Origin of the sequence: Flavobacterium sp. ASW18X, from assembly GCF_005144745.1 — a bacterium.
Taxonomy (GTDB): Bacteria; Bacteroidota; Bacteroidia; order Flavobacteriales; family Flavobacteriaceae; genus Croceivirga.
In genome coordinates this window covers 392998-410742 of sequence record NZ_SWKK01000008.1, presented here as the reverse complement: position 1 = coordinate 410742, position 17745 = coordinate 392998, and the positions used below count along the sequence as shown (strand labels likewise).

The 17745-nt window shown below is 37.8% G+C and carries 12 protein-coding genes; 5 read left to right on the top strand and 7 right to left on the bottom strand.

The window, feature by feature from the left end; all coding sequences use genetic code 11:
• The first annotated feature begins 3 nt into the window (after window positions 1-3).
• Window positions 4-1365, top strand: coding sequence for a DNA repair protein RadA (radA, locus tag FBT53_RS07260; RefSeq protein WP_136950501.1), 1362 nt, complete (start codon window positions 4-6; stop codon window positions 1363-1365).
• A gap of 102 nt (window positions 1366-1467) precedes the next feature.
• Here radA and FBT53_RS07255 read toward each other — a convergent pair whose 3' ends face one another.
• The gene (locus tag FBT53_RS07255; RefSeq protein WP_136950500.1) at window positions 1468-1971 is read right to left on the bottom strand and encodes a hypothetical protein; all 504 of its coding nucleotides are present in this window, start codon (window positions 1969-1971) and stop codon (window positions 1468-1470) included.
• Between the two features lie 25 nt (window positions 1972-1996).
• Window positions 1997-4960 (bottom strand): TonB-dependent receptor, encoded by a 2964-nt coding sequence (locus tag FBT53_RS07250; protein WP_136950499.1) that lies wholly within the window; start codon window positions 4958-4960, stop codon window positions 1997-1999.
• 472 nt (window positions 4961-5432) lie between these two features.
• Here FBT53_RS07250 and FBT53_RS07245 point away from each other — a divergent pair, with 472 nt between their 5' ends.
• A complete protein-coding gene (locus FBT53_RS07245; RefSeq protein ID WP_136950498.1) occupies window positions 5433-5912 on the top strand; it encodes an Lrp/AsnC family transcriptional regulator in 480 nt (159 codons plus the stop codon).
• Here FBT53_RS07245 and FBT53_RS07240 read toward each other — a convergent pair.
• Complete coding sequence (locus tag FBT53_RS07240; RefSeq protein WP_136950497.1) at window positions 5909-6949, bottom strand: aldo/keto reductase; 1041 nt, start codon at window positions 6947-6949, stop codon at window positions 5909-5911. The two genes, FBT53_RS07245 and FBT53_RS07240, sit on opposite strands and share 4 nt — an antisense overlap.
• A 73-nt stretch (window positions 6950-7022) precedes the next feature.
• Complete coding sequence (locus FBT53_RS07235; protein WP_136950496.1) at window positions 7023-7784, bottom strand: exodeoxyribonuclease III; 762 nt, start codon at window positions 7782-7784, stop codon at window positions 7023-7025.
• Window positions 7785-7822: 38 nt separating this feature from the next.
• Here FBT53_RS07235 and FBT53_RS07230 point away from each other — a divergent pair, with 38 nt between their 5' ends.
• Window positions 7823-9889, top strand: a complete 2067-nt coding sequence (locus tag FBT53_RS07230) for a TonB-dependent receptor domain-containing protein (protein WP_136950495.1) — start codon at window positions 7823-7825, stop codon at window positions 9887-9889.
• Between the two features lie 53 nt (window positions 9890-9942).
• Here FBT53_RS07230 and katG read toward each other — a convergent pair whose 3' ends face one another.
• A complete protein-coding gene (gene katG, locus FBT53_RS07225; RefSeq protein WP_136950494.1) occupies window positions 9943-12177 on the bottom strand; it encodes a catalase/peroxidase HPI in 2235 nt (744 codons plus the stop codon).
• 444 nt (window positions 12178-12621) lie between these two features.
• On the opposite strand from katG, the gene FBT53_RS07220 reads away from it, so the two are divergent.
• Entirely contained in the window at window positions 12622-14412 is a 1791-nt protein-coding gene (locus FBT53_RS07220) for a carbohydrate-binding protein (protein ID WP_136950493.1), read from the top strand.
• A 62-nt stretch (window positions 14413-14474) separates the two neighbouring features.
• Here the strand turns inward: FBT53_RS07220 and FBT53_RS07215 are convergent, their stop codons facing one another.
• Both FBT53_RS07215 and FBT53_RS07210 read right to left on the bottom strand, forming a co-directional pair.
• Window positions 14475-16016: a glycine--tRNA ligase gene (locus FBT53_RS07215; protein ID WP_136950492.1), complete on the bottom strand. Its 1542-nt coding sequence runs from the start codon at window positions 16014-16016 to the stop codon at window positions 14475-14477.
• Window positions 16017-16053: 37 nt separating this feature from the next.
• On the bottom strand, window positions 16054-16950 hold the full coding sequence (locus FBT53_RS07210; RefSeq protein WP_136950491.1) for a hypothetical protein: 897 nt from the start codon (window positions 16948-16950) through the stop codon (window positions 16054-16056).
• A gap of 84 nt (window positions 16951-17034) precedes the next feature.
• Here FBT53_RS07210 and FBT53_RS07205 point away from each other — a divergent pair, with 84 nt between their 5' ends.
• On the top strand, window positions 17035-17688 hold the full coding sequence (locus FBT53_RS07205) for a ComF family protein (RefSeq protein ID WP_240729779.1): 654 nt from the start codon (window positions 17035-17037) through the stop codon (window positions 17686-17688).
• Window positions 17689-17745: the final 57 nt, after the last annotated feature.

Sequence of the window (17745 nt, the reverse complement as noted above, 5' to 3'; positions counted from 1 at the left end):
CTAATGGCTAAGACCAAAACCGCTTATTTCTGCCAAAATTGTGGTGCCCAATTCGCAAAATGGATTGGTCAATGTACTTCTTGCAAAGAATGGAATACTGTTGTAGAAGAAGTTGTACAAAAAGAAAGCAAGCCCAGTTGGAAATCCGGCACATCTACGACCCTACAAAAAACAGCTAGACCGCTACGGGTTACAGAAATTAGCAACGAAAAAGAAGTACGCTTAGACACCAAGGATAAAGAATTTAACCGAGTTTTAGGTGGCGGACTAGTTCCTGGATCTTTAACCCTTTTAGGGGGAGAGCCCGGCATTGGCAAAAGTACCTTGCTACTACAAGTTGCCCTGCAATTAAATTACAAGGTGCTATACGTTTCTGGTGAAGAAAGCCAGAAACAGATAAAAATGCGTGCGGACCGCATAAATAAACAAGCGGAAAACTGCTTTATACTAACAGAAACTAAAACACAGCATATATTTCAACAAATAGCTGCGGTTGAGCCAGATTTAGTCATTATAGACTCTATACAAACTTTGCATACAGACTATATAGAATCTGCCGCTGGGAGCATATCTCAAATTAGAGAATGCACCGCAGAACTCATAAAATTTGCTAAAGAAAGTAGCACCCCGGTATTACTTGTTGGCCATATTACAAAAGACGGAACTATAGCAGGACCAAAGATTCTAGAACATATGGTAGATACTGTTTTGCAGTTTGAAGGCGATAGAAATTACGTGTACAGAATTCTACGTTCCTTAAAAAATCGGTTTGGCTCCACAGCAGAATTAGGTATTTATGAAATGCAAGGCAGCGGCCTACGTGAAGTAAATAACCCCTCAGAAATTTTAATTTCTAATACTAATGGTGAATTGAGTGGTACGGCTATTGCCGCCACCGTAGAGGGCATGCGCCCCTTACTCATAGAAATACAGGCCTTAGTGAGCAGTGCCGTATACGGAACGCCACAACGTTCTGCAACAGGCTTTAATGTAAAACGATTGAACATGTTGTTGGCTGTTTTAGAAAAAAGAGCCGGCTTTAAACTCGCCGCTAAAGATGTATTTTTAAACATTACTGGCGGCATTTCTGTTGATGACCCTGCTATAGATTTAGCGGTGATTGCATCCATTTTATCTAGCAATGCAGATATTGCAATAGCACAAGGGGTATGTTTTGCGGCAGAAGTTGGTTTAGCGGGGGAAATACGCCCCGTGCAGCGCGTAGACCAACGAATTTTAGAAGCAGAAAAACTTGGGTTCACTACTATTTTTGTTTCTAAAGCCAATAAAATAAATTTAAAAAACACCAAAGTTACTGTACGACTAATTTCTAAAATAGAAGAATTAGTTAAGGAGCTATTTTAATACAAAGAGTCGAGTTTATAGCTGCCGCTAATCAACCCGACTCTTAAACTAACTCAAAAATCCTAGTCAGTCTTAAAAACTTGGTTTAGTTTGGTTTCTTATTTAATTAGAATCTACTGGATCAGCATTTATACCAATATCCCCAGCCGCCACAATGGTTGTGTCTGTAGGACTAAGTGCTATACTTACATGGGCATCTAACCCAGAAATTGAATCGTAAAAAGATGTATCCGCAATCAGGAAAAATTTATTCTCTGCTAGTTCACCTGTACTACCATTTACATTGTCTATTGGTAAAAGGCTCGTAGTTCCCATACCCGCGGCACCTTCTACCAACACCGCCGGATGCAACATCTCATCTATTGTATTATATAAAGAAATTTGCACCAAAGTTTGGTCTAAATCCGTTTTCCAAAAAACGACTCTTCCATATACATTAGAACCCTCTGGGTCCGTTGCCTCAATGGTATACGCCATAAAAGTTTCTACTGTACCACCGCCATCTGCAGTTTCCAAAGCTGGTTCTAGACGCTCCAAGTCACAGGATATAAACGCTGCAATTAGAATTATAAACGCGATTATTTTTTTTATATATGATTGTTTCATGTTGTTATTCTTTTAGTTGTATCAATTATAAACTCAATGTCGCCCTAACTAAGTAGTTAGCGCCTAGAGAACCTTGCTGTCCATTACCATACAAATAGAAACCACGCTCTTCTGCTCTGTATAAATCAGGATAATTGTTAAAAATATTTTGACCTGTTAGTGTAAAGGATAAATTCTTTGAAGCTGCAAAAGTGATTCCTAAATCTGTGGTAAATTGTGCAGAAAAAGTTTGATCAGAATACCCTTGTTCTCCGACATTAGGGAAATTAACATCTGTTAAAGTACCTAAACCATCATCCAGTCTAGAGATTTCTCCTATGTAGTTACCCCTTAACATGGCAGACCACTTACCAAAACTATATGTAGCGGTTGCTATAAAATTAGTGTTAGGCACGCCTTTTTCAAAAGAGCCAATTACTGCACGGTCAATGTATAAATCTTCTAATTCTTGGTCTGATAAATTGGTATTTAAATCGGGAACATTAGCACCATCAAATGTACGCTCAGAAAATATGGCAGAAAGATTTAGGTTCAACATTCCTTCTCCTACGCGGTCATTATAATTAGCTACAATTTCTACCCCTTTTGTACTTACGTCCCCTCCATTAATTCTAAAACTAGCCAAACCAGAACCAATCAAAGGTTCTAATACGGGAGCATCTGCTGCACTAAAGTTACCTGTTGAAAATAAACGGTCTTTAATACTTATAGAATAAGCATCTATACTCAAATCTAACTTTTTAAATAGTTTAGCTGTTATACCCAGGGAAACATTGGTAGACCTTTCTTCTTCTAATTGACCAATACCAATGGCTTTTGCTACCGCACTATTATTAGGATAAAGTGTACCATCAAAAGGATCTAAGTCCACAAAGAATGTAAAGGTGTGCGAATAATTTAACTCTTGAAGCGAAGGAGCCCTAAAACCATTACTAAAAGAACCTCTTATTGCCAAATCATCCGTGATAGAATACCGGGTAGCCAATTTACCTGTAAACACTCCACCAAAATCTGAATATTGTTCAGTACGTAATGCACCACTTAAAAGCCAATTGTCCGTAACATCTAATTCTGCATCAAAATACAAACCCGTTACCGACCTAAATTCATTAGCCTCATTTTCTGGAGCAAAACCTCTAAAACACTGACAGTTTGGACTGTATTGCAAAACCGGATAAGAACTAGCATCTGCGGTGGACAAAACTAAAGGATTTCCGTTTTCATCTACAATGGGATTGCCACTCAAATCTTCTAGCGGAAAGCCATCTGGACCTATAAGCAACTGGTCGTCTTCTGCTGCATAAAACACACCTTCATCGCCAGCAGCAAAACTTTCTGGCTGCCCTCTTTCAATCACGTAATTTTCTATCCTAACCTCTGCTCCCATCGCAATGTTGAGACCTGCTAAAAACTCAGGAAAATATCGAGATAAGTCAAAATTTAAAGTGTTTTGGGTAAATGAGTGCGTACCTAAATCCATCTCTGTAGGTGACTCAGCTCCCAAACTAGCATTGAACGTATTAAATTGCCCGTAGTTTTGTTTATTAGTACCAAAAGTGTTGCTGAAATCAAAATCCCAATCGCCCAGTTTACCATCTACCCCAGCCGTTAATCCTAAGTTAGTTTGTGTTATAATCATCTGTGGTCTAAAGCCATTAGGATATAAATCATAACTAAACCGGTCTGTTTGTGCAGACCTTCTGTAGAAACAGCCAAAACCATCTGTGTTCTTGTACCCAAAATCCCCAAAAGAATAAAAGTTAGATTCTGATGCACTAGAAAGTGGAATCTCTAGGTTGTACGCTACTGTACCCAAAACCGAAGCAGATAAACCAGCAAATGTAGATATATCTCTTGCGGTTAACCCTCTTGCTGCTAATAAACCAGCGTCCGTTCTTAGTTCCGCTGCTAAAGCATCGTTTCCAGCAGCTTGAGCGGCCAGTAATTCTGGATTCGTAATGATAATATTGCCTTGGGCATCTGTTCTTTCATTATTTAAATAAGAAGAACCATAAGGTGTTGCCCCACTAATGTTTGGCCGTATTGCCGCTTCGTTTTGACGATATAAACCAGTTATGTTAAAATAACCTCCATTTTCAAAGCCTATACCATAATTAGCCCCTAGCTGGTGTGTAAATCCATCTAAACCATCTGTATCTTCTAACAAAGCTTGGTCAGATTCACTTAAATTAGAATCGCTCAAATCTGGATTATTATTGGTGTAAAAACCTAAAGAATAATTTGCGGTAAACTTATTAGTTCCCTTTTTAGTAACTAGGTTAATAACCCCAGCAATAGCATCAGAACCATATTGTGCTGATGCGCCATCTCTTAAAACTTCTATACGGTCTATAGCATCGGTAGGTATAAAATCCATATCTACAGAATTGGCTGCAGAACCAGTAGCAGAACCAATTAACTGCGCCCCACTATGCCTTCTTTTACCGTTTACTAACACCAATAGTTGATTGGGTCCTAGCCCTCTTAACTGTGGCGGATTTACAGCTGTACTCAAATCTCCTCCTTGTGAACGAACCGCTGTAAAAGACGGAGCAGAGGCCACAAGCATCTGAGCTACATCTAACTGTGGCATATTAATTTGTTGTTTGCTGATACTGATGACATCTACGGGTGCTGTAGTTTCTAATTTTGTTCTTGCCTGTCCTCTAGTGCCCACCACTATGGCCTCTGCCAATTGTTGGGCACTAGTTGCAAGCGTTACATTTATGGTTTTTTTATTAGCAATCGGGACACTTTTGGTTTCAAAACCTAGCCCAGAAAAAACTAGGACTCCAGTTGTTGGCACGCCTATACTGTAATTACCTTCAAAGTCTGTAGTTGTCCCTTGTGTGGTTCCTTTTAAAATAACATTTGCCCCTGGCACAGGAAGACCTGTATCATCTACCACACGCCCAGAAACGGTAATTTCTTGCGCTTGCGCCGTAAAATTGAATAATAAGATAGTTAAGAAATAGAGAAGTTGTTTCATAAGTTTTCGGATTTTTAAGGTTATTTCATGAAGCCATACTCCCTATCTGATTACTCTTTTAATCAAGGGGGAAATTCTTCATTGAATTCAAGTTCCGGAAACTCAAAACCTCAATCATACAATCGCATAACTGATTAGTGCCAATTTAGTTAGCGTTTTGAATATTAAAAAATTAACATATTTATCTAGTGCCTTTTTTAACCCTAGCAACAATGTAAAAAACTACTATATTTTTAGTTTTTACAGTTATTTCTGCAAATTTTAAAATGATTTAGAGAATGCCTGTCAACAAATTGCAATACTGGTATTTATTATTAAAAATGGCTTTTTTATGAATATGAGATTTAAACGGTTTTTTATTAACGATGTGTTAATTTATACCGTTGATTTTTAATAGTTGCATCTGTTATTTTTTTACAAAGGCACGTATCTTTAATAGCCTAGCACATTAATCATCAACCTATTAAGCCATATGAAACAAAAAATGGACCACATAGACTACCAAATAGTAGACTTCCTGACAAAAAATGCGCAAATGCCTTATACAGAAATTGCCAAAAAACTTATCATTTCATCTGGCACAGTACATGCTCGGGTAAAAAAAATGACAGAGATGGGCTTTATAAAAGGAGCAACACTAGAACTAGATTATGCTGCTATAAATTGCAAAATGACCACTTTTTTAATGCTCCATCTAAACAACCCTGTAGATTATGTTAAAGTGATAGACCAATTAGCCACCATAAAAGAAGTAGTTAAAATTCATCATATTAATGGCAAGTATGATGTTTTGGTAAAGGTACATACGCAAGACAGCATCCATTTTAGAAACGTTTATCAGCAAGAAATTCTCACCATAAAAGGCATTAAAAAAATAGATTCCTTTCTTTCCTTGGAAGAGAAACTGTCTAGACATATCTCTTTTTCCCCTGACAACGCATTATTTTCTTAAGGCGAAGGGTTTGGAATTGTATTGTGTATTTCTTCTATCCCCTCTAAAATGGTATTGGGCAGGGTTATGTTAATAGAAGCTATGTTTTCATCTAGCTGTTCTAAAGATGTTGCACCAATAATATTACTGGTTAAGAACGGTCTTGTGTTTACAAAAGCTAATGCCATTTGCGCTAAAGACAATCCATGTTCTTCTGCTAAAGCAGCATATTTTCTAGTAGCCGCAACAGCATTCTCATTGCTATATCTATTGTATTGCGGAAATAAAGTTACCCGTCCCTTTCTTGGTGGTACTTCTCCTAAATATTTACCACTTAGTGTCCCAAAACCCATAGGGGAGTATGCCAAAAGCCCTATACGTTCTCTCATGGCAACTTCTGATAGACCAACTTCAAACAATCGGTTAAGTAAATTGTACGGATTCTGTATGGTTTGCATGCGCGGTAAATCCTGATGCACCTTACTCTCTTCTAAGTAACGCATGGCGCCCCAAGGCGTTTCATTAGAGATACCAACTTCTCTAATTTTACCTTGTTGTACCAAATCCCTCAACGTTTCTAATACTTGATGAATATTGTCCTCCCAAAAATCGTGCTGGTCTGCATCATAACCACGTTTACCAAAATAGTTGGTATCGCGTTCTGGCCAATGTAATTGATATAAATCTATATAATCTGTTTGCAAGCGCTTTAAACTGCCTTCAACCGCCGTAATTAAAGCGTCCTTAGCAAAACCTGTAGTTCTAATGAATTTTGTATAATCCCCATTTCCCGCAATTTTAGTTGCCAGTACTACCTTTTCCCTATTGCCTGTTTTTACAAACCATCTACCGATTATTTCTTCTGTAACCGCATACAACTCTTTTTTGGCTGGCACTGGATATAGTTCTGCCGTATCAAAAAAATTGACCCCCTTATCTAATGCAAAATCCATTTGGGCATGACCTTCTTCTTCAGAATTTTGTCTGCCCCAAGTCATAGTCCCTAAACAAATTTTACTTACTCTAATATTGGTATTGGGTAATCTGGTATACTTCATCTTGATTTAATAAATTCTAAATGGGTAAAATTAGGACAACATCGCCCTAAAACCTTTTAAAACATTGTTATTTCTAATCTATCTCTAATAAAATAGGGCAATGGTCACTGTGTTTGGCCTCTGACAAAATAACAGAACGCTTAAGTCTATCTTTTAAAGAACTGTTTACCATTCCATAATCCAAGCGCCATCCCTTATTGTTTGCTCTAGCATTTGCACGATAGCTCCACCATGTGTAGTTATCTGGTTCTGTATTAAATGCTCTAAAACTATCTATAAAACCACTTGCTATAAAATCTCCTATCCACTCCCGTTCTACAGGTAAAAATCCAGAAACATTTTTGTTACGCACTGGGTCATGAATATCAATTGGTTGGTGGCAAATATTGTAATCCCCGCAAACCACTAAATTAGGATGTGTTTTCCTAAGTGTATCTGCATACTTTTGAAAATCTGCCATGTACATTAATTTGTGATCTAAGCGTGCTATATTGGTTCCGGAAGGTAAGTACATACTCATAACAGAAATATCCCCAAAATCTGCTCTTATGTTTCTACCTTCAAAATCCATATAGTCTATACCTGTGCCGTACTCTATATGGTCTGGTTGTTTTTTACAGAGTAAAGCCACACCGCTATACCCTTTTTTTTGGGCGCTAAACCAATAGTTATGCTCGTAACCCGCCTCCGCAAACAAGTCCAGGTCTAATTGCGCTTTCATGGCTTTAGTCTCTTGCAAGCATACCACATCTGGGTCTACCGTTGCCAACCAATCTAAAAAACCTTTATTTAATGCTGCTCGTATGCCGTTTACGTTATAAGATACTATCTTCATCCTCTAAATTTGCTTTAAAAATAGCCATTTTTATACCGATGAAAGTTTATTTTCCATGGATATTACCGATAGTTGTATTGCTTTTTACTGGGCAACAACTTAGCGCTCAACAAGATTCTATCACCTTTTTAGACGAAGTTATTTTATCTAAATCGCTCACCATTAAAAATGCTTATGGCATTACCCCCTCTAGCAGCATAACCTCAGCACAAATTGATGCTTTTGCCCCTTTAGACGCTCCGCAAGTATTAAATCAGATTCCCGGGGTCCATGTACTTTCTGGAGCTTTGAATACTAACCGCATTACCATGCGGGGAATTGGCGCTAGAACACTATATGGGACGGATAAATTACGGTTGTACTTTAACAATATTCCTGTAACAAATGGTAGTGGGTTTTCTTCTATAGAAGCTTATGATTTAGCAACCTTAGGCCATATTGAAGTTATAAAAGGACCCAAAGGTGGCAGTTATGGCGCTAATTTAGGTGGCGCTATAATTTTAAATAGTAAAGCTCCAAATGCTGGTAATTCTGAACTTAAAAGCAGCACTACTTTAGGTTCTTATCAATTATTAAAAGAGAATATAAGTTTAAGCCAGCAAACCGATAAATTGCACCTAAATGTGAGCTATAATAGCATTAGTACCAACGGGTATAGACAAAACAATTCTTTTGACCGTGATGGTATTTTAGTAAACCTTGGCGTTTTACTTAATAAAAAGAGCAAACTAGATGTTTTGGTGAATTACATAGACTATGTAGCTCAGATTCCTAGCTCCATAAATAAAACTGATTTCGAGAATAATCCTGAAGTTGCAGCGGCAAACTGGAATGCTGCTCAGGGCTTTGAGGCTAACAAGTATACTTTAGCGGGAGTAAACTACACCTATAGTTTTAACCCTAAGCTAACCAACAGCACCAGTGTTTTTTATACGTATCTAGACCACTTTGAACCAAGACCTTTTAACATTTTAGATGAATTTACTAGCGGATTTGGTTTACGTTCCGTTTTTAAAGGGAAAGCCTTAGGGGGTAACTTTAGTTTTGGAACGGAACTTTATAAGGACGAATATTTTTGGGAAACCTTTGAAAATTTATACCGAGAGAACAACGATAACGGTAGTTTACAAGGCGATAAACTAAGTGAAAATAAAGAGTTTAGAACGCAATGGTTTGGCTTTGCAAACTATAATTATCCGCTATCTGATAAATTAACGGCACAAGTAGGATTATCCGTTAACACCACGTCTTACGATTTTAACGACCGCTTTGTAACCGATGGTACTGATAGCTCTGCGGAGCGCAAATTTGACCCCATCTACAACCCAACTTTTGGTTTACAATACGCCATGACTCATGGCTCGCTTTTTGCGAATGTAAGCCGTGGATTTTCTAATCCAAACTTAGAAGAAACTTTAACCCCAGATGGAGTTATAAATCCGGATATTGCTCAAGAAACTGGTTGGAATTATGAAATAGGTATAGAACAATCGCTTTTCAAAAATAGAATTAACCTAACTGCTAATGCATACCTCATGAAAGTGAAGGATCTTTTAGTAGCAGAACGGGTAGGAGAAGACCAATTTATTGGTAAAAACGCAGGGAAAACAACGCATAAGGGGTTAGAACTAGACCTTAAATCCAATTTTACATTAGCACCAAAGTGGGACTTACAGCCGTATGCCAACTACACCCTAAGTCTACATCAGTTTAACGAATTTGTGAACGATGGCACTAACTATAATGGAAACGCGCTAACAGGCGTACCCAAACACCGACTAAACACAGGTTTTAGCTTACAACATTTACAAAAGTTTGGATGGTATCTTAATCACAATTACGTGGCAGAAATACCTTTAGACGATGCAAATACCATTTATAGCGATGCTTATAACATCTTCCACACTAAAATTTACTTTACCCCCAAACTAAGTCCTATTTTAGAAACACAATTTACCATTGGCGTAAATAATATTTTTGACACCAATTATGCCCAGTCTGTACTAATAAATGCTGTTGGTTTTGGTGGAAGCCAGCCCAGGTATTTTTATCCAGGCAATGGTCGCAATTTTTATATTGGCTTACATGTCAAGTATAGCTTATAAAAAAAGCGACCTGGATCAACAGGTCGCTTTTAGTTTTATGTACTTAAACACTTTTAGGCATCGAATCTGTCTAAATTCATGACTTTGTTCCACGCTGCAACAAAATCGCGCACAAACTTTTCTTTAGCATCATCTGTAGCATACACCTCTGCCAATGCTCTTAGCTCAGAATTAGAACCAAATATCAAATCTGCTCTAGTCCCTGTCCATTTTACATCTCCAGTTCTTCTATCTTTACCATGGAACACCTGCTCGCTGTCATCTGCCGCACTCCATGTGGTTGCCATGTCTAAAAGATTAACAAAGAAATCATTACTTAGCGTTCCAGGCTGGTCTGTGAACACTCCGTGATTAGAACCATCAAAATTGGCATTCATGGTACGCATACCACCTACCAAAACCGTCATCTCTGGGGCTGTCAAGGTTAGTAATTGTGCTTTATCTACCAATAATTCTTCAGGAGCTGCATCAAATTTAGGATTGTAATAGTTTCTAAAACCGTCTGCAATTGGCTCTAATGCTTCAAAAGATTCCGAATCTGTTTGTTCTTCTAGAGCATCCATTCTTCCTGGCTTAAATGGCACTTCTATAGCATAGCCTGCATCTTTTGCCGCCTGTTCTACACCTGCTGCACCACCCAAAACAATAAGGTCTGCTAAAGATACTTTCTTATCACCAGATTGAGCATCATTAAAGTCAGACTGAATTTTACTTAAAACCTCCAAGACTTTACTTAACTGCTCTGGGTTATTCGCTTTCCAACTTTTTTGTGGCTCAAAACGGATGCGTGCACCATTTGCTCCTCCACGCTTATCAGAACCACGGAATGTACTTGCAGAAGCCCAAGCCGTGCTCACTAATTCTGATACAGAAAGTTCAGAGGCTAGAATATTCTTTTTTAACTGTGCTACATCATCACCATTCACCAACTCATGGTCTACTGCTGGGATTGGGTCTTGCCAGATTAATATTTCACTTGGAACCTCATCACCTAAATACCTATTCAACGGCCCCATATCCCTATGCGTAAGTTTATACCATGCTCTTGAATACGCATCTGCAAACTCCTCTGGGTTTTCTAAAAAGTGTCTAGATATCTTTTCATAATCTGGGTCCATACGCAAAGACAAATCTGTAACCAACATAAATGGCGCATGCTTTTTAGTTGGGTCGTGTGCATCTGGTACTGTACCAGCACCTGCATCTCCTTTTGGTTTGTACTGCCATGCTCCAGCCGGACTTTTAGTTAGCTCCCATTCATAATTAAATAGGTTTTCTAAATACTTATGGCTCCATTTGGTTGGCGTATCTGTCCAAGCACCCTCCAAACCAGAAGTAATAGTATCTGCACCCATACCAGTACCAAAATTATTTTTCCAGCCCATACTTTGCATTTCTATACCTGCTCCTGCAGGTTCAGCTTCCAGATACTTTTCTGGATCAGCGGCACCGTGTGTTTTACCAAAAGTATGTCCTCCTGCAATCAACGCTACAGTTTCGTAATCGTTCATTGCCATACGGCCAAAAGTCTCTCTAATATACTTAGCAGCCTCTAAAGGATCGGGATTACCATTGTGCCCCTCTGGATTTACATAAATTAAACCCATATGAGCAGCACCTAAAGAGCGTTCTAGACTACCACCCTCATAACGTTTATCACTCCCAAGCCATTCTGTCTCTGAGCCCCAATATATATCTTCTTCTGTTTGCCAAACATCTTCTCTACCACCAGCAAAACCAAACATTTTAAGCCCCATGGACTCGTGAGCCACATTCCCAGCTAGAATCATTAAATCTGCCCAAGAAATTTTTTTACCATACTTTCTTTTAATGGGCCAAAGTAAGAGTCGAGCTTTATCTAAGCTAGCGTTGTCTGGCCAGCTATTTAATGGAGCAAAACGTTGAGAACCAGAACTGGCACCACCACGACCATCGTGTATTCTATAAGTACCTGCAGAGTGCCATGCCATACGGATAAAGAACGGACCATAATGGCCATAATCTGCCGGCCACCAGTCTTGGCTATCTGTCATTAAATCTGTCAGGTCTTTTTTGATTGCCTTTAAGTCTAACTTTTTAAACTCCTCTGCATAATTAAAATCTTTATCCATTGGGTTTACCAAAGTAGAATGTTGCCTAAGGATATTTAAATTCATTTGATTGGGCCACCAATCTTTATTAGACGTTCCACCACCGGTGGCCGTTTTACTCATTTCGCCATTCAAAAATGGACATTTAGCAGAATCATTTACGTCCCAAGCCTCGTTTGTGTGCTGATTATTTCCCATTATAAAGTTGTTTTAATTTTGATAACAGTGTGAAATTAAGTCTGTTTCCTTTAAAATTAATTGATTGATAATTCATTTACATTATCTAAGTATTAATTTTTCTTATAGAAACTCTGATAATCATCATTTTTATAAATAAGCACTACTCTAGTTGTCCACTACAAACCCCTAGTTACTTATTATGCAGCAGTGCTATTAACTCGTTAAAAAGAACATTGTGCTGTATTGTTTATTGAACATAAGCTAGACAAGCGGTTTCCCTTATTCGCTGCGGCATTTAATCGTATTCATCAATGACTGTACAGTTTCTGTCTATATCAAAAAATGAATTATCGCCTTAATAATTAAGAATTTTAAAAAGAAAGCTTTCAATAATTATTACATCTTGATTTTTAACACCTCAAATCAATTTAAAATGAATTATCAACCTAAAAACAACAACTAATGAAAAAATTAGTTTTAAGTGCTTACCTTCTTCTAATAGCATCGCTAGCCTTTGCACAAGAATGGAACAATTTTCCTGTACCTGCATATCCAGGCGCCAATAAAACATGGCAATTAGTCCCCAGTGCTTCGGATGATTTTAACTATCAATTTAATGCAACCAACGCTAAAAGTAATTTTGGTAGTGGTAAATGGTACAATTTTTACCATTACGGGTGGGATGGTCCAGGTACAACCTATTGGAAATACAATCATGTTTCTGTTAATGGTACTGACTTGGTTTTTAAAGCCTCTAGATGGAAAACCGCTAATGAGCCACAACCTATATCTGTGCTACCTAATAAAATGAATAGACCTAATGATGGTATTAATGCAGGTTGTATCACGAGTAATTCTAGGGTTAAATACCCCGTTTTTGTAGAAGCTTGGGTAAGCGTAGCGGATATTGTTTTGGCCTCTGATGTCTGGTTATTGAGTCCAGACGATACACAAGAAATAGATATTATAGAATGTTATGGGGGTAATGAACAAGGCAATGCTTTCTTTTCTGAATTTATACATTTAAGCCATCATTCTTTTGTAAGACAACCGTTTACGGATTATCAACCTAGGGATTTTGACAGCTGGTGGAGCCAAAACGGAGTTTCTGATTGGGGCTCTTACCATTGGAATAATGGAAATAGGCGCTATGTAAGGATTGGGGTGCATTGGATTAGCCCTACCCATTTTGAATATTATATTGATGGTAATTTGGTTAGAGTTTTATATGATAAGGCCGTTGCCACCAACAGAAACGGGACCTGGAGCTATACCTATCCTACCATGACTAATGGTCAACTAGATTTTGATGCTGCGACTGGTTTTCAAAAAATGATTACCTATGCAACAGCAAGTAATTATTCTTTGAGTACACTACAAGCAGCTAGTAATGCAAGTTCTGTTAGTATAATAGACCCTTACAACTATCAGAATGGCAATGGATTTACTAAAGAGATGGATATTATAATTAATGTGGAGTCACAGAATTGGCACGTGGAGGCCAACCGTACCCCTACAGATGCTCAACTAAACAATCCTGCGCGTAATACTATGAAGGTGGATTGGATTAGAACATATAAACCTGTTGACACTAACGCCACTGGAAATAGTATTACCATACAAGCAGAAAGGTTTTCCGCTACTAACGGTTCTTTTAATGATGGCTTAGTTCCTTTTGGAGCAAACAAAGCAGGTACTATTATTAATTATGTTAATGGTGGTGATTATATGGATTACCTTATAAATATCCCTGAGAGTGGTGCTTATGAAGTTACCTATACCTATGCAACTCCACTTGCCAACAGAAGTATTGAATTTGGTATTGTAAACACGCCCTTCTTTACAAATACCTTAGCAAGTACCGGTAATTGGAATTCTTTTTCTGACTTTACTGCCCCACAACGTGCTAATTTTACGGCTGGCAATCATATCCTAAGGATAAAAGCTGGTAAAGACGCATGGCAATGGAACTTGGATAAGATTACTTTAAAAAAAGTAAGCGCCATGGTAAGTTTACAGACTAATATTACAGAAACTAAGGTAGTGGTAGCTCATCCTAACCCAACAAGTAACCAGTTGCAAATAACAAATGGAGTAGAGGGGAGTAGATATCAATTCCATACCCTAGCAGGAAAAGAGGCGTTAACGGGCAGCTACAATGGTAATTTTATAGACACTTCTTCTTTAGCAAATGGTATTTACATTTTAACCATAGAGGATGTTGTTTATGGTAAAATTGTCATAGAACAATAAGTTCGGTTCCATAAAAAAGGGATGTTACTAGTAACCTCCCTTTTTATATCTTTAAATAAAACTTAAATTTTTTGCAACCAGTAGCGAATGTCTACCGCTTTAGATACAATCTCTTTTACTTGGTCTATTGGTATTCTTTCTTGCTCCATAGAATCTCTATGGCGAATAGTAACCGTATTATCTTCTAAAGTTTGATGGTCTATAGTTACACAAAATGGTGTTCCGTTGGCATCTTGCCTTCTATACCTGCGGCCTACAGCATCCTTTTCATCATAAGTAACGTTAAAGTCCCACTTTAATTCATCTACTAATTTTTGGGCTACTTCTGGCAAACCATCTCTTTTAAGCAATGGTAAAATAGCTACTTTATTTGGCGCTAATACAGCGGGTAACTTTAATACCGTACGTGTGCTTCCATTTTCTAGTTCTTCTTCTACCAAACTATTGGCAAAAACTGCTAAGAACATCCTATCTAAACCTATAGAAGTTTCTAGTACATATGGCACATAACTTTTATTTTCTTCTGGGTCAAAATACTGTAGTTTTTTACCTGAATATTTTTCATGGCTGCCTAAATCAAAATCCGTACGAGAATGGATACCTTCTAACTCTTTAAATCCAAATGGAAATTTAAACTCAATATCACACGCGGCATCTGCATAGTGCGCTAGTTTTTCGTGGTCATGAAAACGATAATTATCTGCTCCCATTCCTAGCGACAAATGCCAATTTAGGCGTTTTTCTTTCCAAGCATCGTACCACTCTTTCTGAGTACCTGGCTTTATAAAATATTGCATTTCCATCTGCTCAAACTCACGCATCCGGAAGATGAACTGCCTAGCTACAATCTCGTTCCTAAATGCTTTACCTGTTTGGGCAATTCCAAAAGGAATTTTCATCCTTCCTGTTTTCTGTACATTTAAAAAGTTAACGAATATGCCTTGTGCCGTTTCTGGTCTAAGGTATAAATCCATTGCACTTTCTGCAGTAGCTCCTAGTTTGGTGCCAAACATTAAGTTGAACTGCTTAACGTCTGTCCAGTTTTTAGAGCCCGATAAAGGACAGGCAATTTCTAACTCTTCTATCAAGGCTTTTACATCTGCTAAATCTTCTTTTTCTAACGATTGTCCTAGCCTTTTTAGAATAGTATCTGCTTTCTCTTGATAATCCTTTACTCTACCATTGGTAGCTAAAAATTGTTCTTTGTCAAAAGTAGCTCCAAATCGTTTGGCAGCCTTAGCAACTTCTTTGTCTATTTTAGCTTCAATTTTGGCTACATAATCTTCTACCAAAACATCTGCACGGTATCTTTTTTTAGAATCCTTATTATCAATTAAGGGATCATTAAAGGCATCTACGTGGCCAGAGGCTTTCCATGTGGTCGGGTGCATAAAGATTGCAGCATCTATACCCACAATATTATCATGCAATTGCACCATAGCTTGCCACCAGTATTCACGGATATTCTTTTTGAGCTCTACTCCGTTTTGGGCATAGTCATAAACAGCGCTTAAACCATCATAAATTTCACTAGACTGAAACACATAACCATATTCCTTGGCATGTGATATTACCTTCTTAAAAACGTCTTCTTGATTTGCCATTTGGCAAATGTAAAACAATGGTGCAAAAGAGTAAACCTTATTTTAACTGAAATTCTGAAGAGGTAAGCAGTCTTTCGCCCTCAAATACATTTAAGGTGTAGATTCCAGGTTTTATAGATCCTTCTGGAATTGTAATAGCATCGCATACATCTAGTTCTTTACCCATGTACACAATTTCTACACGTTTGCTATAGGTATTGCCGGCCACATTTATTAGGCTTGCATTATCCTCTATAACGGCCATGTCTGGATCTAAAAATTGAAAGTAAATTACCTTAACTTCACCACGTTCGTTAGGATTACCTAAGATAGTAACACAACCACGTAGTTTTTCTATGACGTCTGCTTTGTTCGTTTTTAATGGTCTACCAGCTCGCAACCTAAAGCCCGCTCCTTCTGCTTGCTGCATTTTTAAGTAGCTCTTTACTTTAAGTTCCTTAGTTAACTCTAGGTTCTTACGCCTTGCTACCGCCTCTGCTTCTGCCAACGTACTTGTCTTTCCTTTTAAATCTTCCATCTGCCTAACGGTTTTGGAATATTTTTCTGTCAGCAATTGATTGTTGTAGCGTAAGAAATTGTTTTTGATTTTTAAACTATCAAAGCGCGCTTCTAGTTTACGAAGTAATTTGCGGTCTTCTTTTAATTTTAAAATATTAAAGTTTAAGCGGCCTACAGAATCCATCAATTCGTCTATGCGAAACTTAGAAGACTGTAATTCAATATCATTCACCTCATTTAAACCCGCTAAACGGTCTACCTCTGCCTTCATCAAAGCCAGGTCTTTTACCAATAATTTTTTCTCGTCTTCTAGATACACTAATTGGTTTTGACTCTGTGCATAGCTGTAGTAAAAAGCTATGAGTATAGCAATGATGACAGCTACCAAAGCGGCAAGTATTATTTTATAATTGAAATTGGTATCTTGAGATTCCATTTTTTTTAGGTAGCTGATATGTAGGTAAAAGATATGATTTTGAATTGGTCGTCAAATATAATAAACGATATTAACTCTATACTATTGCCCAAACTATGTTTTGGATGTAATGAACAATTATTTAGGGGAGAACATATTTTATGTACGTTTTGTCGGCACGATTTGCCGTTCACCGATCAAAATTTTTCTGAAGAAAATGCCGTAGACCGTATTTTTTATGGCAGAGCACACATAAGTAAGGCGGCATCGTTCTTGTATTTTCATAAAAATGGCAAAGCAAAACAGCTTTTACACGCCTTAAAATATCAAAATCAGGAGCAAATAGGTAGCTATTTTGGCGCTTGGTTTGGACAGAAAATTGCAAACGATTTTGCTAACATTTCTTTAGCGGGAATTGTCCCAGTACCGCTTCATCCTAAAAAATTAAAACAACGCGGCTACAACCAGTTAGATGGTTTTGGTAAAGCTTTAGCCCATGAATTGAACACTTCATATTTGCCTCAGATTTTGTATAAAACCGCAAATACGCGTACGCAAACCAAGAAAACTAGGTTAAACCGTTGGAAAAACGTGCAAGAGCTATACAAAGTTAAAGATGCAGCGCAACTGAATGGCAAGTCTATCTTACTTATAGATGATGTAATTACTACTGGAGCAACCTTAGAGGCCTGCATTAATGCTTTACACACCATACCAAATGTAAATATATACGTAGCCACATTAGCCGTAGTTCCTTAACAGAAGTTAACTTTGGCATTACGGAATATGTTGTTTCTTTGTTCTAGCTAAGTATCG